The following is a 19,575-nucleotide window of genomic DNA, read 5'->3' on the forward strand; positions in this document are numbered from 1 at the left end:
ACGCCAAGTTCCTGCCCGCCCGGCTCCGCCGGCTGGCGGGGCGCCACGCTCGGCTACCTCCTCGCCCGTGCCGACGGTGTCGACCCCCGCCGGCACGGGGCCCGGAGCCCGCGGGCTCCCCCGATGTGCCCGTCGGGGTCGGTAGAACCCGACGGGCAGTCTGTGGCGTGCTCATGCGCGCCGGACGGCGTGCCCGCGCCGCGCGAGGATCAGTAGAGCTTGGCGACCGCGGTGCGGGTGGTCTTCCGGAACCCGTCCAGGGGCGCCCCGTCCAGTTCGCCCAGCTGGCTCCAGCGGACCACCGTCACGGCCTTGCCGTCGCGGCCGACCGAATAGAGCGCGATGTCGGAGGAGCCGATCTCGGTGTCGTGGGTGTCGATGCTGTAGACGTTCGCACCGTCCTCCACACCGACCCTGCCGTGGTGGAAGGCCTCGCCCTCGCTGGTCGGGTACTGCTCCTTCATCCGGTCGAGGCAGCTCTCGACCGACGCGCGGAGCTTGGTGACGAGCGCCTTCGCCTTGGCCTCGGTGGCCGCGACCGTAATGGTCTGCTGCGCCCCGGTGTCCAGCTCGGTCCTGAACTCCCGGTGCCTACTGGACGCGTCGGGTGCGACGCCCTGGGTGCAGAAGTCGTCGCCCGTGCCGGGCTTCACCGGGTCGGCGTGCCAGGCGGTGGAGGCGGCCGGCAGCTGGGAGGCGGAAAGGAAGGCGGGCGTCACGGGAGCGGCGGTGGCCGCGCCGATCGTGACGACCGTCAGACCGACGGCCGCCGTGGTCAGGGCAGCGGTGCGGAACATGTTCATGAAAGGACTTCCCCGTTGGTCGTGGTTGGTGGAGCGATCACCAGCTTTGACGGCTCGTGAGGTGGCGGCAAGCACCTGAGGCACGTCCGGAACCGTGGAACCATTCCACCCCCGATGACGTGGGACTCTTCACCGGGGGTGAAACGCCGTCCTGGGACGGCCGGGGGGAGTTGGAAGGCGTGAGCACACCGAGAGAGTCCGAGACCGAGGCGTTCGCGCAGCGGCTGCGCGAGATCCGGGACGCGTCGGGCCGCAGCTACGGCGCGCTGGCACGCCGGGTGGGCGTCAGCGCGTCGACTCTGCACCGCTACTGCTCGGGAAGCACGGTGCCGGTGGAGTTCGCGCCGATCGAACGACTGGCCCGGCTGTGCGGCTGCGCCGGTGACGACCTGATCGCGCTGCACCGGCTGTGGGTACGGGCGGACGCCGACCGCCGACGGCGCATGGAGAACGGCGGCGTACGGGCGGACGCCGGTGACCCGCACGGCACTTCGGGCCCCACGGCCACCTCGGGCAACTCTGGAGCCACCTCGGGCAACTCTGGAGCACCGGGAACGTCGGTCACCTCGGACACCTCGGAGGTAGCGGACGCCCCCGCTCCGGGCGCCCCCGCTCCGGGCGCGTCCGCCGAGGACGAGAGTGACGGCGTCCCCGTGCCGGGCCGGCCCCCGCACGCAGACCGGGTATCCGCAGGCCGGCCCCGGCGAGCGGCCGCACCGGCAGCCGTGCCCGCATGGGCCCGCTCGCGTCTGCCGCGTCGCCCCGCTGCCTACGCCGCAGCCCTTGTCGCGTCCGTCCTCGCGCTCGTCCTGCTCATGGCCTTCGACCGGTCACCGCTCTCCGCCGCGGACCGGCAGCGCACGACGGCTCAGCAACCGGGCGACCAGGACGCGGGCACATCGCAGCCGCCGGGAGACGGCTCCGCTCCCCAGGAGCTCACCACGCCCGAGGCGGCCGGCACCAAGGTGGCGGAAGGGGAGCACGGCTCGGGGGAGGGGAAGAGCGCCGAACCCCGGACGAAGGCCACCCGGGAGCCTGACGGATCCCAACCCCGGGGAAACGGCACGCCCTTCACCTGGACCACGGATCAGCATGTGTGGCAGAACGGCTGCGGCCACACCTATCTCGTGAAGCGCGGCCCCTCCGCCGTACCCCCTCCGCCTGCCGAGGCCGACGCCGAACAGTGGGCGCGGTCCGTGGGCGCGGTGCACGCGGGCGACGCCGGCGTACGGATCACGGTGCAGGGCCGCAGCGACACGGCCGTCGTGCTCCAGGGCATCCAGGTCCGGGTGGTCGCGCGGCGTGCACCGCTGCGGTCGACGCCTACAGCATGAGCCCCGGCTGCGGGGGATCGATCACTCCGCGGCTGTTCGACGTGAACCTCGACGCCTCCCGCCCGGTCGCCCGCTCCGTGGCGGGCAACGACGCGGGAGACGCGATCCCCGCACTCTCCTTCCCTTACAAGGTGTCGGCGAAGGACCCGGAGATCCTGCTGGTCACCGGCCGCACGGTCACCTGTGACTGCGACTGGTTCCTGGAGCTGGCGTGGAGCAGCGGCGCCCGCTCCGGCACCGTGCGCATCGACGACCACGGGCGCCCCTTCCGCACGAGCGGCTACCAGGGCAAACCCGTCCACGAGTACGACTCCGGTTCCCGCCGCTGGATCCCGGCCGGGAGCGAGACGGATTCCGAGACGGACGCGGACGGCGGCACGGAAGCGGGCACGGACGCGGGCGGGGAACGAGACGCGGGCGTCGAGTCGGATGCGGGCGCGCAGGCCGGGACCGGGACGAGGGCGGGCGCGCATCCGTCGACGGCACCCGTCAACATCCGTCAGGACAGGAGCTGACCGCTGAGAGGCCGCGTGTAGCGGACCTCCGGTACCGGTACACCGTCCACGTCGAAAAGTTCCTCCGCGCCGTCAGGAGTGAAACCCGCCCGCTCGTAGAACGTCCGCGCGCGGTCGTTCTCCTTCAGCACCCACAACTCCATCCCGCGGAACCCGGCCTCCCACGCCCGGCGCGTCAGCTCCTCCATCAACCGCCGCCCCACCCCCGTGGCGACCTGCTCGGGCAGCACGTATATCGCGTACAACTCACTTCTGTCGGCGGTCGTGCCCGCGTCTCTGCTCGGCCCGAAGCAGCCCCAGCCGACCACGGTGCCGTCCCGCTCCGCGACCACGTTCGTCACCCGGCCCGCGCTCCGGGCGAAGAAGCCGCGGCGCTTCTCCGCGTCCTCGGCCACACTCATCGCGTCGAGGTACGACTGCGGCATCAGCCCCGCGTACGCGGCCTGCCAGCCGCGCACCCGGACGGTGGCGACGGCGTCGCAGTCATCGACGGTCATGTCCCGGATCCGCACCCCCACAGCTCAGATCTCCTCCCCGACCAGCGCGAACGCCTCTATCTCCACGAGCAGTTCGGGACGGAACAGGGCAGCCACCTGGACTGCCGAACTCGCCGGCAGGTGCAGCCCGGCGAACACCTCGTCCCGAGCGGCACGCACCGCCGGCAGTTGCGCGACATCGGTCACGAAATACGTCAGCTTCACGACGTCCGCGAACGTCGCACCCGCCGAGGCGAGACACCGGCGGATGTTCTCGAACACCTGCCGCGCCTGTGCCGCGGGATCGCCCTCGCCCACGATCCTGCCGTCCTCGTCGAAGGCGCACTGCCCGGATATCGCGACGAACCGGCCGGTGCCCCAGACGACATGGCTGTAGCCGGTGCCGGGGGCCACGCCGTGAGGGGCTTTCACATGGGTGAGCTGTGCAGTCATGCGTACATCCTTGCGTACGCCACTGACAATCCGGACCGGACGGCCCCGCGCCCGCTCGCCCACCGGCCCCGCGGCTCCCTCGCCCGCCCGGCGCGCGCACTCAGAGCAGGGTCAGCTGCGTCGGCGCGACCGCCTCCTCGACCGCGGCCTCCGGCGTACGGATCCGCCGGGGCATCCCACGGTCCGCCGGTCCGATCCCGAACTCGGCCGCCAGTTCGTGGACATGGCGGGTGATCCGCCGCTGGTACCACTTGGGTGCGTATGCCCCCTCCGCGTACAGCCGCTCGTAGCGCCGTACGAGATGGGGGTGGTGCTCGGCCACCCAGGCCATGAACCACTCACGCGCGCCGGGCCGCAGATGCAGCACGAGCGGCGTCACCGAGGTGGCTCCCGAGGCGGCGATCGCCTTCACCGTCGCGCGCAGCTGGTCCGGGCGGTCGCCGAGGAAGGGGATGACGGGTGCCATCAGCACCCCGCAGCCGATGCCGTGGTCGGTGAGGGTGCGGACGACGTCGAGGCGGCGCTCCGGTGCCGGTGTGCCCGGTTCCACCGTGCGCCACAGTGTCTCGTCGATGAAGCCCACCGACACGGATATCCCGACGTCGGTCACCTCCGCCGTCTGTACCAGCAGATCCAGGTCGCGCAGGATCAGCGTCCCCTTGGTGAGGATCGAGAAGGGGTTCGCCCGGTCCCGCAGCGCCGAGATGATGCCCGGCATCAGGCGGTAGCGCCCCTCCGCCCGCTGATAGCAGTCGACGTTCGTGCCCATCGCGACATGCGCGCCCTCCCACTGGCGGGACGCGAGCTGTCGTCGGAGGAGATCGGGCGCGTTGATCTTCACCACGATCTGGGAGTCGAAGCCGAGCCCGGTGTCGAGATCGAGATAGCTGTGCGTCTTGCGGGCGAAGCAGTACACGCAGGCGTGCGAGCAGCCGCGGTATGGGTTCACCGTCCACTCGAACGGCATGCGGGAGGCTCCGGGCACCCGGTTCAGAATCGAACGCGCGCGGACCTCGTGGAAGGTGATCCCCCGGAACTCCGGCGTGTCGAACGTCCTGGTGGTCACTGCGGACGTACCGAACAGCGCGGTCTCCCCGGCCGTTGCGGGGTTCTCGACCAGATTGTCCCAGCGCATGGTCGCCTCCTCGGTAGCACTGACCCCAGAATAGAACACGTGTTCCCTTGATCACCGCAACCCCTGCGTGAAGCCGTGTGGTCCGACGGCGCCGACGCCGCGGATTTGGGTGCCCGCACCCGAGGTGGTTGGCTAGCGCCACCCCGAACAACCGAGTGCTGGAGGAACAGCGATGGCGCAGGTCGAGGCCACCACGGAACGAATCATCTCGGCGGACGCGGAGAAGGTGTTCGATGCCCTGGCCGACTACGAGAACACCCGCGCGAAGCTGCTGCCCGAGCACTTCAGCGAGTACGAGGTCCGGGAGGGCGGGGACGGCGAGGGCACCCTCGTGCACTGGAAGCTCCAGGCCACGAGCAAGCGCGTCCGCGACTGCCTCCTCGAGGTGACCGAGCCCACCGACGGGCAGCTGGTCGAGAAGGACCGCAACTCCTCCATGGTCACCACCTGGATCGTCACCCCCGCCGGGGAGGGCAGGTCCAAGGTCGTCGTCACCAGCGTCTGGGACGGCGCCGGCGGCATCGGCGGATTCTTCGAGCGGACCTTCGCCCCCAAGGGGCTGGCCCGCATCTACGACGCCGAGCTCGACAAGCTCGCGCACGAGGTCGAGAAGTAGGCCGGCCCCAGCCGCCGTAACACTCACCGTTTCGAGTGGTTTTCCCCGCGGTCTCGTGATGCGCTCCCGGCGCCACGAGCCGCGGGAAAGCCCCTGATGAGCGCCCGACGCGCGCCCCCCGAAGGGCAGTTGGCGCCCCGGCGCGCCGCTTCCCCGAACACCGCCCCGCTTGCTCCCTCTTGGCGTGTAATGCGAAGAATGACGCCGCGCAGGGCGTGACGAGGGGAGCAGATACGTGGGCGGCATCACTCTGGTGAAGGACGAGCAGGCCGCACCGGTCGCCGGCGGTCCCTCGGATCCCGCACCCCCGGCCGCCGCGGCCGCGGCGCCCGAACCGCTCAGCCCCCGGCGCGTACGCCTCGTCTTCTGCGGCCTGATGCTCGCGCTGCTCCTCGCCGCGCTGGAGCAGATGATCGTCGCGACGGCGCTGCCGAAGATCGTCGGTGAGCTCCAGGGGCTGGACCGGATGCCCTGGGCGATCACCGCCTATCTGCTCACCTCCACGGTGGGCCTGCCCATCTACGGCAAGCTCGGCGATCTCTTCGGACGCAAGGGCGTCTTCCAGTTCGCCATCGTCGTCTTCATCATCGGCTCGGCGCTGGCCGGATGGTCCCGCAGCATGGATCAGCTCATCGCCTTTCGCGCCATCCAGGGCATCGGCGCCGGCGGACTGATGATCGGCGTCCAGGCGATCATCGCCGACATCGTCCCGGCCCGGGACCGCGGCCGGTTCATGGGCCTCATCGGAGCCGCCTTCGGTCTCGCCTCCGTGGCCGGACCCCTCCTCGGCGGGTTCTTCACCGACCATGTCTCGTGGCGCTGGTGCTTCTACTTCAACGTCCCCTTCGGTGTGCTCACGCTCATCGTGGTGACCGCCGTACTGAAGCTCCCGAAGCCCGTCGCACGAGGACGGCTCGATGTGCTGGGCGCGTTCTTCCTCGCCGCCGCCTCGACCTGCCTGGTCCTGCTGACCAGTTGGGGTGGCACGGAGTACGCCTGGGACTCGCGCGTCATCCTCGGCCTGGCGGCCGGCGCCGCCGGAACGGCCGTTCTCTTCCTCGTCGTCGAGTCCTTCGCCCCCGAACCGATCATCCCGCTGCGGCTGTTCCGCGACTCGGTCTTCAACATCACGAGCCTCGTCGGCGCCGTCGTCGGCGTGGCACTCTTCGGCGCCGCGAGCTATCTGCCGACCTTCCTCCAGATGGTCGACGGGGCCAGCGCCACCGAGTCGGGCCTGCTGATGCTCCCGATGATGGGCGGCATCGTCGTCGCCTCCATCATCTCCGGCCAGCTCATCAGCCGCACCGGCCGCTACAAGGTGTACCCGGTGCTCGGCAGCGCGGTCTCGGTCGCCGGTATGTGGCTGCTCTCGCGCCTGGAGACCGACACGTCCCGGCTGGAGTACAGCGTCTGGCAGGCGGTGCTCGGCGTCGGTATCGGACTGGTGATGCCGGTGCTGATCCTCGCCGTGCAGAACGCCGTACCGCCCGCCGACCTCGGCACCGCCACCAGCGCCAACAACTACTTCCGCCAGATCGGCGGCAGCGTCGGCGCGGCCGTCTTCGGCACCCTCTTCGCCGACCGGCTCACCGACTCGCTCGCCGACCGCCTCCCGCGGGGCGCGGGCCTGCCGGACCCGGAGTCGATCACCCCGCAGCTCGTGCACGCCATGCCGCCGGCGATGCGCGACGGCTACATCCAGGCGTACGCCGACGCCATGCCGCGGATCTTCCTCTATCTCGTGCCGGTGCTCGTGCTCGGCCTGTTCATCGCCTTCTTCCTCAAGGAGAAACCGCTGGTGTCCCACAACGCCTCCGCCGCCGAGACCGCTGCGGTGCCCCCCGCCCGCAGTGCGCCCGCGCACTCCTTCGGCGTCCCCGTCTGCGGGACCGTCCAGCACCACGACGGCACCACCGTGCCGCGCGCCGCCCTCACCCTCATCGACGTCCAGGGGCAGCAGATCGGCCGGGGCGCCAGTGGCGAGGACGGGCGGTACGCGCTGAGCGTGCCGGGCTCCGGCTCCTATGTGATGATCGCCGCCGCCGGCGGGCACCAGCCGCAGGCGGTCACCGTCACCGTCGGCGAACGCCCCGTCGAACTGGACGTGGTCCTCGGCGGCGCCGGACGACTCGCCGGGACGGTGACCACCGCCGACGGCCTGCCCGTACGGGAGGCGACGGTCACCCTCACCGATGTCCGCGGCGATGTCGTGGCCACCACCCGCAGCGGGCGCGAGGGCGGGTATGTGATGACGGAACTGGTGGCGGGGGAGTACACGCTCGCCGCGAGCGCCCCCGCCTTCCGCCCCGCCGCGCTCCCGGTGAGCGTGCAGGCCTCGCGGGAGACCCGGCAGGACATCGAACTGGCCGGCGGCGCGGTGCTGCGCGGCACGGTGAGAGCCGGCGGCGGGCGCCCCGTGGAGGAGGCCCGCGTGACGCTCCTCGACGCGGCGGGCAATGTGGTCGACACCCTCACCACGGGCCCCGACGGCACCTTCCGCTTCGTCGACCTCTCCTCGGGTGAGTACACGGTGATCGCGGCGGGCTATCCGCCGGTCGCCACAGTGCTGCAGGTCGCGGGCGGAGGGCGCACCGAACGCGATCTCCAGTTGGGACACGAGGACTGACTATTTGTCAGTTTCGCGCGGGCGCACCACCTCTTCCGCGGTTGCGCCGCACACGGTGTCGCCGCCGCCGTACCGTGGTGCCGAGGCCGCGGTTTCCGGCGGCGGGGAAGGAGCCTCCCAGCCATGGACAGTGGTGTTCCGACACCGCCCGGGCCGTTCGCCGTGGCCGGCCGGATTCCGCTCGCCGTGGTCGTCGTGGACGGCGACGGCCTGGTCTCCCACTGGTCGACCGGAGCCCGCCGGCTCTTCGGCCACTCCCGCCAGGAGGCCGTCGGCCGGCCCGCCACCGAACTGCTCCCGGTCACCGGGGCGCTGGCGGCCGACGGCGAGTACGAGGGATACGACGGTTACGGCGGCCTCGGCACGGGCCTCGACGCCTCGCTGAACGGCCGCACCTCCTACCCGGCGGCGGGCAGGGCCCGGCTCTCCGAACCCGGCAGCGAACGCATCGACGTGCTCTGGTGGGCGTATCCCATGGTCGGACCAGGCACCGAGCGACTTCTCGTACTGGCCGCGGACGCGCTCCTGTTCGGCGCGGAGGACGAGAGTGTCGAGCGCATCGCGCCCGGCTTCGCCCTGCACACCGAGTTCTCCGGCTCGGACGAACTGGCACGCAGACTCCCCGAGATCCTGCCGAGCATGAGCGTGCGGGAGTCGACACGGATCGTCTCCCAGATCCTCGACCTCGGCTATCCGGTACTGGAGTTCAGCCACCACGACCGGGTGCCGGTGACGCCCGACTGGGGTGTGCCGCGGCGCGCCGAACGCAGGGCACGGCAGCGGGCGGCCGAGGCCGTCGCCGCGGGTCGGCACCCGGACGCCGGTGACCCGCAGCAGGACCTCGAATTCGCCGCGGTACGCGAACGCCTCGAATTCCTCAACGAGGTGAGCGGGCGCATCGGATCCTCCCTCGACCTCTCCCGCACCATCCAGGAGGTCAGCGCGGCCGTCGTACCGCGCTTCACCGATGTCGCGGGCACCTATTTGCGCGAGCAGGTCATCGCGGGCGAGGGCTTCCCGGACGGGCCGCCGGACGCGACCACCCTGTGGCACCGGGTCGCCCTTGAGCACGTCGACGAACCGGGTCGCTGGGACGATGTCGTACCGGTCGGCGAATCGATGCCGTTCCCCGAGCACACCCCGTTCTTCCAGTGCATGACCACCGGTGATCCGGTGCTGGTGCCGAGGATCAGCGAGCAGATGGGCACCGCCATCGCCTCGCAGTTCGAGAAGCGCGACATCCGGCCGCTGATCAACGGCCGCTCCATGCTCGTCGTGCCGCTGAAGGCACGCAACGTCGTTCTGGGCTTCATGATCCTGTTGCGCCACGCGGAGCGCGCCCTGTTCAACGACATGGACCGGGTGACCGGGGCCGAACTGGCCGCCCGCGCCGGGCTCGTCCTCGACAACGCCCGGATGTACACCTATCAGGAGAGCGTCGCCGAGACGCTCCAGGACTCGATGCTGCCGCAGGTCACCCCGCGGATGGCTGGGTGCGACACGGCCACCCGCTATCTCCCCGGCACCCTGCTGGGCCGGGTCGGCGGCGACTGGTTCGACTCCGTGAAGCTGCCGGGTTCACGGACCGCCCTGGTGGTGGGCGACGTCATGGGACACGGGCTCAACTCAGCCGCGATGATGGGTCAGTTGCGCACCGCCGTACAGACGATGGCCGCGCTCGACCTGCCCCCCGAGCAGCTGCTGCGCAACCTCGACGACCTAGCCCGGCGCCTCGGCGAGCACTATCTCGCCACCTGTCTGTACGCGGTCTACGACCCGATCCGGCACGAGCTGCTGATGGCGAACGCCGGGCATGTGCCGCCGGTCATCGTCCGCGCGGCCGACGGGCGCAGCGAACTGCTCGACCTGCCCACCGGGGCCCCGATCGGCGTCGGCGGAGTGCCCTTCCGGAGCGTCCGGGTGCCCGTGGCCCCCGGGGACCGTCTCGTGATGTGCACCGACGGGCTGGTGGAGGTGCGGGGAGAGGACATCGGCGTAGGTCTCGCGACGCTGTGCGAGTCGGCGGCTCACCCGGCCGCTTCGATGGACGACGCCTGCGACACCATCATCCGGTCGCTCAACACCCGTGGTGGGCGCAAGGACGACGTCGCGCTGCTGATGGCGCGGCTCAACGGCATCGCCCCCGAATCGGTCGCCACCTGGGAACTGTCGCTGGAGCCGCGGGAGGCGGCGCGGGCGCGCCGACTGGTCCGTGGACAGCTGGCAGCCTGGGGGATCACCCCGGTCACGGAGACCGTGGAGCTCCTGGTCGGCGAGGTCGTGACCAACGCGATCCGGCACGCGGCCGGGCGACGTGCGGAACTGCGGCTGGTCAGAGCCGAGTCGCTGCTGTGCGAAGTGGCGGACGACGACCACACCCTGCCGACGCTGCTCGACACCTCGGGGGACGACGAAGGCGGGCGCGGACTGCGGGTGGTGAGCGCGCTGTCAAGTGAGTGGGGGACCAGCCGTACGGCCGGCGGCAAGACCGTCTGGTTCGAGCTGGCTCTGCCCCGCACAGTGGCGGCGCGAACGGGCCACCCGTAGGGGGCGCGTCCGTGTCCGTACGAGTGGGCACGCGGAGGGCGGGTCTGCGTCGGTGCAAGCGGGCCACGCGCAATGCAGACCCGTTCCTGCGTCGACGAGGCTCTCGTGGCCCGACCCTCACGCCGTCGAACGCGACGTGGAGGTATGCGCACGATGCTTGTCGCCGTAACACCGGTGCGGTAGACCGATCTTGACGTGGTGTCACACCCTGGGGAGCTGGTCATGAGCGTGACGAGTCGGTACAAGGACGCCTGGGACGGCTTCTGGGGCGAGGCCTCCGGTGAACCGGGTTCGGTATTCTGGGACGCCGAACCGGCGCTCACCGCGGGACTGCACCTGGCGCTGTACGAGCCGCATGTGGACCACCCCGGACTGACCCTGCTGGACCTCGGCTGCGGCAACGGCACCCAGACCCGCTTCCTCGCCGACCGCTTCCCGAAGGTGATGGGCGCGGATCTCTCGGCCGCCGCCGTCGAGCTCGCCGCGCAGCAGGAGAAGTCCCCGGCCGCGGGCGGCGGCGACGCACCTTCCGGCGAGATGCGGTTCCGGCAGCTCGACGCCGTCGACACCGAGCAGGTGGCCGCACTGCGGGAGGAGCTCGGCGACTGCAACGTCTATATGCGCGGGGTGCTCCACCAGAGCGACCCGCAGGACCGCCAGGTCCTCGCCGAGACGATCGCGACCCTGGTCGGTGCGCGGGGCCGGGCGTTCGTGGTGGAGCCGGCGGAGGCCGCGGGACAGCAGCTGGCCCTGCTGGCCCAGGCGGCGTCCGGGCCGCCGCCCAAGCTCGTGCCGGTGTTCCGGCACGGCATCGTGCCCGGCGCGATGTCGGACGCGGACCTGGTCGAGTACTTCCGTACGGCGGGACTCACGGTGTTCGCGAGCGGGAGCCTTCCGCTGACGACGACCGAGTACCAGAAGGACGGTTCGCGGATCGAGCTGCCCTCGAAGTGGCTGGTTCTCGGCCGTCGCTGAGCCGCGCCCCACGGGTTCCCTTCTTCTTTACCGGCAGGTCGTATGACGAACTGTCGGTTGCTCCCGTCGCCGGAAATTGGTCTGGACCACGACGGTGAACTGTGGTTAGGGTGCGCTGTGGACCCGGCACCGCTCACCCGGTCACGGGTCCGCTCCTGCCGAGCTGCTGATGGGACCGGGCTGTTGATCGACATCGTGGTGGTGCTGAGGGCCGAGGACGCGGTTCTCGACTTCCTCTCCGTACTCACCGATCCCGAGGCCCACGAGATCCACGTCCTGTGCAGCGGCACCGCGGAATCGGTTGTGCTGCCCGCCGGAAGCGACCGGGCCGACCGGCTCGCCGCACTGGCCCGGCGGGAACGGCCGGTGGACGAAGCCGCGGCGTCGCCCGGACCGGGACCGCTCGCCGAAGCCATCGGCAAGGCCGCGGCGGGCCGGCCGGCCCGCGTCTGGACACACTCGCCCGCCGACAACCGGGGCAGCCGCGGCCTGCTCGGGAGGGACGCCGCCGCCGCGGCCGGGGACCTGCCCGTCCTCCACGCGGTGGGCCACTCGCCCTATCTCCAGGTCGTCAGCGACGTCGACCGTCCCCTCGACCGCGACCTCGTCACCGCCAAACTCCGCTTCGTGAACCGTCATTGCGGTCATCTGCTGCGGACCGATTCCGCCCAGCACCGGATCGACACGGCCCGCATCCCGGCGACCGAACGCTTCTTCACCGCCGGTGCCGACGAGCGCGAGCGGCTGTTCGCCCTTCTCGCGAGCCTCGGGGACGACGCGGCCTCGGTCGTCGACCCGTGGGAGTTCGCCACCTCCGCCTACGAGCAGGAACGACTCGACGCCACGACCTCGTGGATCGCCGGCTGGTGCACCCTCGACGACGGGCCGCTGATCGAGGTCGGCGCCTGCGAGGGGGCGCTCACCACCAGGCTCACCGGCAAGGGTTTCGACGTCGAGGCCACCGAGCCCAACGCGCTGTTCCGTGCCCGGCTCGCCGAACGTGTCGCCGGTGAAGCCCGTGTGCACCCCGACGGCCTCGAGGCGCTCGCCGCCGAACGACGCCTTCCGGGCGCCGCGTACCTGCTGATCGAGATGCTCTACTACGGCCAGGATCTCGGCCTCCTGGACACGCTTCCGGCCGATCTGGTCTTCGTCGCCCTGGAACCGGAGGCCCTCGCCACACGGCTGCGTCCCTGGCTCGCGGCCTCGACGTGCTGGGAACAGGTCGACGAGACCCAACTGGTCTTCCCCGCCGTGGAGTCGGTGTGCGGCGGCCGCGCCTATCTGAGCAAACGCGGCAGCGTCGGAGTCCTGCTGCGCCGGACCGCCGGCTGACATCGCTGTCGCGACCCGGAGGGATCCTGTGTACGACGTCTATGTCGGGCTCGGTTACCACTGCGAGTCGACCTACCAGATCCGGCGCATCACCGGCAGCGACCGCGCGCACTTCTTCGACTGGCTGGACCTGGAGTTCGAGTCCGTGCTCGAAGCCGTCGAAGCCGACTTCCGCAATGTGCTGCGGCCCGGACTGACCGAGCCGTTCAGCGACGGTGCCTGCGCACTCGACCGGGGGTCCGACATCCGGTTCTTCCACGAGTTCCGGGCCGCGGAGGGACAACCGCTGACCGCGGACGACATCGCGCGGCAGTTCCCGGCCGTGAAGGCCAAGTTCGAGCACCTGGCCGCACGGTGGCGGGAGCTGACCGCCTCCGACGCCCGGGTGCTCTATGTGCACCACGACGCCTTCGACGAACTCACCGCCGCCGATCTCCGACGGCTCGGAGCACTGCTGTCCGCCCGCAGTCCCGGCCACCGGTTCGCGCTGCTGTGGCTGCGCCGAACGCCTCCGCCGGACGCCGCCGCGCTGCCGCCGGGCACCTCCTGGGACACCGTCGCGGCCCGGCCCGGACGCTGGGAGGGCGACGACGACGCCTGGGACGCCGCGTTCGCCCGGCTCGACCCGCACTCCCTGTGGTCCGGCTCCGGCTGATCCCTTGAATCCCCGGGGTCCGGTCACGGCTGATCCCTGAACGCACGGGCGCGACCGCGGCTCCCCGGGTGCCGGCGCCGGCCGACCCCACCCCTCCCTCCCGTCCGTCCCACCCCCGCGAGGAGCCTGTCTGTGTCCGCACACTCCGTATGGCGCACGGTCGTCCTCTCGCCGCACTTCGACGACGCCGCCCTCTCCCTGGGCGGGCTGCTGCCCCTGCTGCCCGGCCCGACCGCGATCGTCACCGTGTACGGCGGCGCCCCGCCCGCGGACGCTCCCACGTCCTGGTGGGACAGCGCCTGCGGCTTCTCCTCCGCGGCCGAGGCTTTTCGCTGCCGCCGGGCCGAGGACGCGGCGGCGTGCGACCTGCTCGGTGCCGAGCAGGTGGTGCTCGACCACCCCGACGGCCCCTATGCCGGCAGCGCCGAACTCCCCGGCCTGGACGCCTTCCTGGAGACCCTCGCGCCGGACGTCCCCCTCCTCGTCCCGCTCGGCACGAACCAGCCCGACCACGGGAAGGTGCGGCACCGGGCCCTGACGTTCCTCGCCGGCCTCCGCGCGCCCCTGCCCTGGGTGTACGCCGACCTCCCCTACACCGGTCATCTGCCCGAGTGGGGAACCGACGGGGCCGGCGCGGCCCTCGCGGCGGACACCACCTACGGCCCGGCGTACCGGGAGCTGCTGGACGGCCACCGCACCACGGTCCGACACGATCTGCGCCTCGACGACGACCAGTGGGCACGCAAGCGGGCGGCCGTGCTGTGTCACGGCTCGCAGCACGCCCTGCTCGCCGCTGACCACGGCGGATTCCTCGCCCGCACGGGACCGCTGAGCGCCGAGCTGGTCTGGTCCCTGGAGCCGGGGACACCTCCGGACGCAGGGTCCTGACGTCGGAGGACGGCGCGCGTTGACCGGAACGGGTGACGCCAGTGGTCCACCCCAGAGGCGGTTATCCACAGGGCTGGTCGACGTGCCGGGCGACGCGTACGGTTTCGTGGCATGAAGATCCTCATCAGCGCCGACATGGAGGGCGCCACCGGTGTCACCTGGCCAGCCGACGTGCTGCCGGGCACTCCCCAGTGGGAGCGCTGCCGGGCCCTGTTCACCTCCGATGTGAACGCCGCGGCCCTCGGCTTCTTCGACGGCGGCGCCGATGAGGTGCTCATCAACGAAGCGCACTGGACCATGCGCAATCTGCTGCTGGAGCAACTGGACGAGCGCGTGCAGATGCTCACCGGGAAGCACAAGTCCCTGTCCATGGTCGAGGGCGTGCAGCACGGCGACGTGGACGGCATCGCCTTCGTCGGCTATCACACGGGCGCCGGCACCCAGGGCGTGCTCGCGCACACCTACCTGGCCAACTCGATCACCGGCGTCTGGCTGGACGGCACCCGGGCGAGCGAGGGCCTGCTGAACGCGCATGTGGTCGCGGAGTACGGCGTGCCGGTCGTCCTTGTCACCGGGGACGACCTGACCTGCCTGGACGCCGGGGGATACGCGCCCGCTGCGCGCACGGTCGCGGTGAAGGACCATGTCTCGCGGTACGCGGCGGTGTGCCGCACCCCGGCCCGTACCGCGGCCGACATCCGTGCCGCGGCCAAGGAGGCGACCGCGCTCGCCGTGCGTCACGAACCGGTGCGCGGCGGGCCGTTCGCTATGGAGCTGGAATTCGACGCGGACCATCTCGCCGCCGCCGCCACCGTCGTGCCCGGGGTCGCGGAGAGCGGGGAGCGGCGCGTCACCTACAGCAGCGAGACCATGTACGAGGGCATCCGCACCTTCAAAGCGGTCACGACGATCGTCTCGGCGGCGATGGAGGAGCAGTATGGCTGACGTGACAGGGCCCATTGACGACCGGGCGCTCGACGAGGTGGTGACCTTCACCTCCGAGCTCATCCGGATCGACACGACCAACCGCGGGGGCGGGGACTGCGTCGAGCGGCCCGCCGCGGAGTACGTGGCGCGGCGGCTCGCCGACGCCGGAATCGAGCCGACCCTGCTGGAGCGCACCCCTGGGCGCACCAATGTCGTCGCGCGTATCGCGGGCACCGATCCGTCGGCCGACGCCCTGCTGGTCCACGGTCATCTGGACGTGGTGCCCGCCGAGCCCGACGACTGGACGGTGCACCCCTTCTCCGGCGAGATCCGCGACGGCGTCGTCTGGGGCCGCGGCGCCGTCGACATGAAGAACATGGACGCCATGATCCTGGCGGTCGTCCGGGCCTGGGCCCGCGCGGGCGTCAGGCCCCGGCGGGACATCGTCATCGCCTACACCGCCGACGAGGAGGCCAGTGCTGCCGACGGCTCCGGCTTCCTCGCCGACGAGCACCCCGGTCTCTTCGAGGGGTGCACGGAAGGGATCAGCGAGTCCGGGGCGTTCAGCTTCCACGCCGGTCCCGGGATGACGCTCTACCCCATCGCCGCGGGGGAGCGGGGCACCGCCTGGCTCAAGCTCACCGCCCACGGCCGGGCCGGCCACGGCTCCAAGGTCAACCGGACCAACGCCGTCAGCCGCCTCGCAGCCGCCGTGGCCAGGATCGGGGACCACCGGTGGCCGCTGCGGCTCACCCCGACGGTGCGCGCCGCTCTCGCCGAGCTCGCCGCCCTCCAGGGTCTCGACGCCGACGTGGAAGCCGACGACTTCGACGCGGACGCACTGATGCTGAAGCTCGGCACGGCCGCGGCGCTCGTCGAGCCGACCGTGCGCAACAGCGCCAATCCGACCATGCTGGACGCCGGTTACAAGATCAATGTGATCCCCGGCCATGCCACGGCGTTCATCGACGGACGCATGGTGCCCGGCGGCGAGGACGAGTTCCGCGAGACCATGGACCGGCTGACGGGACCGGACGTGGACTGGGAGTTCCACCATCGCGAGGTGCCCCTCCAGGCACCCGTCGACTCCCCGACCTTCGCCCAACTGCGCGCAGCCGTCGAACGGTTCGACCCCGAAGGCCATGTCGTGCCCTACTGCATGCCCGGCGGCACCGACGCCAAGCAGTTCTCCCGGCTCGGGATCACGGGCTACGGCTTCTCGCCGCTGAAGCTGCCCCAGGGCTACGACTACGCGGCGATGTTCCACGGTGTCGACGAGCGGGTCCCGGTGGAGGCACTCCACTTCGGGGTGCGGGTGCTCGACCACTATCTGCGGTCCGCATAGGGGGAGTGGGAATGGTACCGACAGGAGCCTACGGAACGTGGCCGTCGCCGATCGACGCGGCGCTCGCCGCGTCGCACAGCGGCAGGCCGGAGTTCCCCGGCATGGTCGGTGACGAGGTCTGGTGGACCGCGCCGCGCCCCACCGAAGGCGGCAGGCGGGCCCTGATGCGCCGCCGGGCCGACGGCGTCGAGGAATCCGTGCTCCCCGCTCCGTGGAACGTCCGCAGCCGCGTCATCGAGTACGGCGGACACCCCTGGGACGGCGTCGTGGAGGGCGACGGCGGAGCGCTCGTCGTCTTCGTGAACTTCGTCGACCAGCGGCTGTACGCCTACGAGCCGGACGAGCCCGGCGCTGAGCCGCGCCCCCTCACGCCGCTGTCGTCCCTCGGCGGCGGGCTGCGCTGGGCCGAGCCGAGGATCCACGCCGAGCGGAACGAAGCGTGGTGCGTGCTGGAGGAGTTCACCGGCGAGGCACCCACCGATGTGCGGCGCGTGATCGCGGCCGTGCCGCTGGACGGCTCGGCCGCCCGGGACCGCGGCGCCGTGCGGGAACTCTCCGACGACCGCCACCGCTTCGTCACCGGGCCGCGGCTCTCGCCGGACGGACGCCACGCGGCCTGGATCGCCTGGGACCATCCGCGGATGCCGTGGGACGGCACCGTGGTGATGCTCGGCGAGGTCACCGGCGACGGCCCGTTCACCTCGGTGCGCCCTGTCGTCGGGGAGAGCGACGAGTCGGTCTGTCAGGTCGACTGGGCCCCAGACGGCTCGCTGCTCTTCGTCTCCGACGCCGGCAACTGGTGGGAGCTCCAGCGCGTCCGGCGGGAAGCCCTCGGGTCCGGTGTCGTGCGGCCCACCCCGCTGTGCCCCGGCCGGGGGGAGGAGTTCGGCGGGCCGCTGTGGAAGCTGGGCCTCACCTGGTTCCGCCCCCTGGCCGACGGACTCGTCGCCGTGATCCACGGCAAGGGCGCCACCACCCTCGGGATACTCGACCCGGAGACCGGCGAACTCGTGGACGCCGCCGGGCCCTGGACCGACTGGGCCCCCATGCTCACCGTGCACGGCGACCGGGTGATCGGCGTGGCAGCCAGTCCGCGCAGCGCCTACGAGATCGTCGAGCTGGACACCCGCACCGGCCGCACCCGGGTGATCGGTTCGGCGCACGACGACCCGGTGGACCCGGCGTACTACCCGGAACCGCAGATCCGTACCTTCGCCGGTCCCGACGACCGGGTGATCCATGCGCACATCTATCCGCCCCACAGCCCCGACCGGGCCGCGCCCGACGACGAGCTGCCGCCCTTCGTGATCTGGGCCCACGGCGGCCCCACCAGTCAGGTCCCCCTCGTCCTCGACCTGGAGATCGCCTACTTCACCTCCCGCGGCATCGGGGTCGCCGAGGTGAACTACGGCGGCTCCACCGGCTACGGCAGGGAGTATCGCGAGCGCCTGCGTGAGCAGTGGGGGGTCGTGGACGTCGAGGACTGCGCGGCCGTCGCCGCCGCCCTCGCCGCCGAGGGCACCGCGGATCCGGCCCGCCTCGCCATCCGCGGCGGCAGCGCGGGAGGATGGACCACCGCCTCATCGCTGACCAGCACCGATGTGTACGCCTGCGGCACGGTCATCTACCCCGTGCTGGACCTGGTGAGCTGGGCCGCCAGCGAGACCCACGACTTCGAGTCCCGCTATCTGGAGTCGCTGATCGGGCCGATCGACGAGGTGCCCGGCCGCTATCGCGAGCGCTCGCCGTCGGAGCACGTCGACCGGATCTCCACACCGTTCCTGCTGCTCCAGGGTCTGGACGATGTGATCTGCCCGCCCGTCCAGTGCGAGCGGTTCCTGGCGCGCATGGCGGGCCGCGGTGTGCCGCACGCCTACATCGCCTTCGAGGGGGAGGGCCACGGCTTCCGCCGTGCGGAGACCATGATCCGCGCCCTGGAGGCCGAACTCTCCCTGTACGCCCAGACCTTCGGCATCGACCGGCCCGACATCCCTCTGCTGGAGTTCAGGAAGTGACCGTCACGCCCCTGACGCGGCCCCGACGACTGCGGGCGGGGGACAGGGTCGCCGTCGTCGCTCCGAGCGGTCCCGTCCCCGACGACCGCCTGGAGGAAGGCCTCGGCATCCTGCGGGGCTGGGGTCTCAGCCCTGTCGTGATGCCCCATGTCCGCGGGCGGCACCCGGAGTTCTGGTACCTCTCCGCATCCGACGACGACCGCGCCCGGGACCTGACCGACGCCTGGTGCGACCCGTCGGTGTCGGCGGTCATCTGTGCCCGCGGTGGCTACGGCGCGCAGCGTATGACCGACCTCCTCGACTGGACGGCCATACGGTCGGCCGGGCCCAAGGTGTTCGTCGGCTACAGCGATGTGACCGCCCTGCACGAGGCGTTCGCGACCCGCATGGGCCTCGCCACACTGCACGGGCCGATGGTGGGTGCGGTCACCTTCCTCAAGGACGACCGCACGCAGGAGTCGCTGCGGGCCACCCTGTTCGAGCCGGAGTCGGTGCGCACGCTCGGCCTGGACACCGCCCGCACGATGATCCCCGGCCGGGCCCGGGGCGTCACCCTCGGCGGCTGCGTCAGCCTCCTCGCCGCGGACATCGGCACACCGCACGCCAGACCCTCCGCCCGGGGCGGACTGCTGCTGCTGGAGGACGTGGGCGAGGAGGACTACCGCCTCGACCGGGTGTTCACCCAGCTTCTGCGCTCCGGCTGGCTCGACGGTGTCGCGGGTGTCGCCCTCGGTTCCTGGGCGCAGTGCGGCCCGTACGAACAGATCCGGGCCGTGTTGCGGGACCGGCTGGGCGGCCTCGGTGTCCCGGTGGTCGAGGAACTGGGCTTCGGCCACAGAGACACCGCTCTGACCATGCCGCTCGGCGTCCGGGCAACACTGGACGCCGAGTCGTGCACCCTCACGCTGGACGAGCCGGCGCTGATCTGAC

Annotated in this window: 17 protein-coding genes; 13 read left to right on the forward strand and 4 right to left on the reverse strand. The window is 71.6% G+C overall.

Annotation, left to right across the window (positions count from 1 at the left end):
* Positions 1–209: 209 nt before the first annotated feature.
* Positions 210–803: a hypothetical protein gene (locus ABTX78_RS29205; RefSeq protein WP_352209770.1), complete on the reverse strand. Its 594-nt coding sequence runs from the start codon at positions 801–803 to the stop codon at positions 210–212.
* Between the two features lie 179 nt (positions 804–982).
* On the opposite strand from ABTX78_RS29205, the gene ABTX78_RS29210 reads away from it, so the two are divergent.
* Together ABTX78_RS29210 and ABTX78_RS29215 are read left to right on the forward strand one after the other, a co-directional pair.
* The gene (locus ABTX78_RS29210) at positions 983–2,137 is read left to right on the forward strand and encodes a helix-turn-helix domain-containing protein (protein ID WP_352209771.1); all 1,155 of its coding nucleotides are present in this window, start codon (positions 983–985) and stop codon (positions 2,135–2,137) included.
* The gene (locus tag ABTX78_RS29215; RefSeq protein ID WP_352209772.1) at positions 2,134–2,652 is read left to right on the forward strand and encodes a hypothetical protein; all 519 of its coding nucleotides are present in this window, start codon (positions 2,134–2,136) and stop codon (positions 2,650–2,652) included. The genes ABTX78_RS29210 and ABTX78_RS29215 overlap by 4 nt, the downstream gene beginning before the upstream one ends.
* Here the strand turns inward: ABTX78_RS29215 and ABTX78_RS29220 are convergent.
* The 3 genes from ABTX78_RS29220 to ABTX78_RS29230 form a co-directional block, all read right to left on the reverse strand.
* Complete coding sequence (locus tag ABTX78_RS29220; RefSeq protein WP_352209773.1) at positions 2,637–3,149, reverse strand: GNAT family N-acetyltransferase; 513 nt, start codon at positions 3,147–3,149, stop codon at positions 2,637–2,639. The genes ABTX78_RS29215 and ABTX78_RS29220 overlap by 16 nt on opposite strands.
* A gap of 24 nt (positions 3,150–3,173) precedes the next feature.
* Positions 3,174–3,581 carry a RidA family protein gene (locus ABTX78_RS29225; RefSeq protein WP_352209774.1) on the reverse strand — a complete coding sequence of 136 codons (408 nt, stop codon included), beginning with the start codon at positions 3,579–3,581 and terminating at the stop codon, positions 3,174–3,176.
* Between the two features lie 100 nt (positions 3,582–3,681).
* Positions 3,682–4,716 carry an Rv2578c family radical SAM protein gene (locus ABTX78_RS29230; RefSeq protein WP_352209775.1) on the reverse strand — a complete coding sequence of 345 codons (1,035 nt, stop codon included), beginning with the start codon at positions 4,714–4,716 and terminating at the stop codon, positions 3,682–3,684.
* 172 nt (positions 4,717–4,888) lie between these two features.
* Here ABTX78_RS29230 and ABTX78_RS29235 point away from each other — a divergent pair, with 172 nt between their 5' ends.
* The 11 genes from ABTX78_RS29235 to ABTX78_RS29285 all read left to right on the forward strand — a co-directional run bounded on the left by ABTX78_RS29235 (position 4,889) and on the right by ABTX78_RS29285 (position 19,574).
* Positions 4,889–5,332 (forward strand): SRPBCC family protein, encoded by a 444-nt coding sequence (locus ABTX78_RS29235; RefSeq protein WP_352209776.1) that lies wholly within the window; start codon positions 4,889–4,891, stop codon positions 5,330–5,332.
* A 235-nt stretch (positions 5,333–5,567) separates the two neighbouring features.
* Entirely contained in the window at positions 5,568–7,958 is a 2,391-nt protein-coding gene (locus ABTX78_RS29240; protein WP_352209777.1) for an MFS transporter, read from the forward strand.
* Positions 7,959–8,081: 123 nt separating this feature from the next.
* The gene (locus ABTX78_RS29245) at positions 8,082–10,505 is read left to right on the forward strand and encodes an ATP-binding SpoIIE family protein phosphatase (RefSeq protein WP_352209778.1); all 2,424 of its coding nucleotides are present in this window, start codon (positions 8,082–8,084) and stop codon (positions 10,503–10,505) included.
* A gap of 222 nt (positions 10,506–10,727) precedes the next feature.
* Positions 10,728–11,480: a class I SAM-dependent methyltransferase gene (locus ABTX78_RS29250; protein ID WP_352209779.1), complete on the forward strand. Its 753-nt coding sequence runs from the start codon at positions 10,728–10,730 to the stop codon at positions 11,478–11,480.
* 183 nt (positions 11,481–11,663) lie between these two features.
* Complete coding sequence (locus ABTX78_RS29255; protein ID WP_352209780.1) at positions 11,664–12,815, forward strand: class I SAM-dependent methyltransferase; 1,152 nt, start codon at positions 11,664–11,666, stop codon at positions 12,813–12,815.
* A 28-nt stretch (positions 12,816–12,843) separates the two neighbouring features.
* Positions 12,844–13,470, forward strand: coding sequence for a DUF1796 family putative cysteine peptidase (locus ABTX78_RS29260; protein WP_352209781.1), 627 nt, complete (start codon positions 12,844–12,846; stop codon positions 13,468–13,470).
* A gap of 126 nt (positions 13,471–13,596) precedes the next feature.
* On the forward strand, positions 13,597–14,358 hold the full coding sequence (locus ABTX78_RS29265; RefSeq protein ID WP_502994003.1) for a PIG-L deacetylase family protein: 762 nt from the start codon (positions 13,597–13,599) through the stop codon (positions 14,356–14,358).
* A 111-nt stretch (positions 14,359–14,469) separates the two neighbouring features.
* Positions 14,470–15,303: a M55 family metallopeptidase gene (locus tag ABTX78_RS29270; protein ID WP_352209783.1), complete on the forward strand. Its 834-nt coding sequence runs from the start codon at positions 14,470–14,472 to the stop codon at positions 15,301–15,303.
* On the forward strand, positions 15,296–16,630 hold the full coding sequence (locus ABTX78_RS29275) for a M20/M25/M40 family metallo-hydrolase (RefSeq protein ID WP_352209784.1): 1,335 nt from the start codon (positions 15,296–15,298) through the stop codon (positions 16,628–16,630). The genes ABTX78_RS29270 and ABTX78_RS29275 overlap by 8 nt, the downstream gene beginning before the upstream one ends.
* Positions 16,631–16,641: 11 nt before the next feature.
* Entirely contained in the window at positions 16,642–18,645 is a 2,004-nt protein-coding gene (locus ABTX78_RS29280) for a S9 family peptidase (protein ID WP_352209785.1), read from the forward strand.
* The gene (locus ABTX78_RS29285; protein WP_352209786.1) at positions 18,642–19,574 is read left to right on the forward strand and encodes a S66 peptidase family protein; all 933 of its coding nucleotides are present in this window, start codon (positions 18,642–18,644) and stop codon (positions 19,572–19,574) included. The genes ABTX78_RS29280 and ABTX78_RS29285 overlap by 4 nt, the downstream gene beginning before the upstream one ends.
* Position 19,575 lies beyond the last annotated feature (1 nt).

The sequence above is a fragment of the Streptomyces sp. NPDC096193 genome (genome assembly GCF_040302905.1).
Lineage (GTDB): Bacteria > Actinomycetota > Actinomycetes > Streptomycetales > Streptomycetaceae > Streptomyces.

Excerpts from the sequence above, each read along its gene's own strand:
- ABTX78_RS29205 (WP_352209770.1), bottom strand. The coding sequence starts at position 803 with ATGAACATGTTCCGCACCGCTGCCCTGACCACGGCGGCCGTCGGTCTG.
- ABTX78_RS29215 (WP_352209772.1), top strand. The coding sequence starts at position 2,134 with ATGAGCCCCGGCTGCGGGGGATCGATCACTCCGCGGCTGTTCGACGTG.
- ABTX78_RS29220 (WP_352209773.1), bottom strand. The coding sequence starts at position 3,149 with ATGACCGTCGATGACTGCGACGCCGTCGCCACCGTCCGGGTGCGCGGC.
- ABTX78_RS29225 (WP_352209774.1), bottom strand. The coding sequence starts at position 3,581 with ATGACTGCACAGCTCACCCATGTGAAAGCCCCTCACGGCGTGGCCCCC.
- ABTX78_RS29230 (WP_352209775.1), bottom strand. The coding sequence starts at position 4,716 with ATGCGCTGGGACAATCTGGTCGAGAACCCCGCAACGGCCGGGGAGACC.
- ABTX78_RS29235 (WP_352209776.1), top strand. The coding sequence starts at position 4,889 with ATGGCGCAGGTCGAGGCCACCACGGAACGAATCATCTCGGCGGACGCG.
- ABTX78_RS29245 (WP_352209778.1), top strand. The coding sequence starts at position 8,082 with ATGGACAGTGGTGTTCCGACACCGCCCGGGCCGTTCGCCGTGGCCGGC.
- ABTX78_RS29250 (WP_352209779.1), top strand. The coding sequence starts at position 10,728 with ATGAGCGTGACGAGTCGGTACAAGGACGCCTGGGACGGCTTCTGGGGC.
- ABTX78_RS29270 (WP_352209783.1), top strand. The coding sequence starts at position 14,470 with ATGAAGATCCTCATCAGCGCCGACATGGAGGGCGCCACCGGTGTCACC.
- ABTX78_RS29275 (WP_352209784.1), top strand. The coding sequence starts at position 15,296 with ATGGCTGACGTGACAGGGCCCATTGACGACCGGGCGCTCGACGAGGTG.
- ABTX78_RS29280 (WP_352209785.1), top strand. The coding sequence starts at position 16,642 with ATGGTACCGACAGGAGCCTACGGAACGTGGCCGTCGCCGATCGACGCG.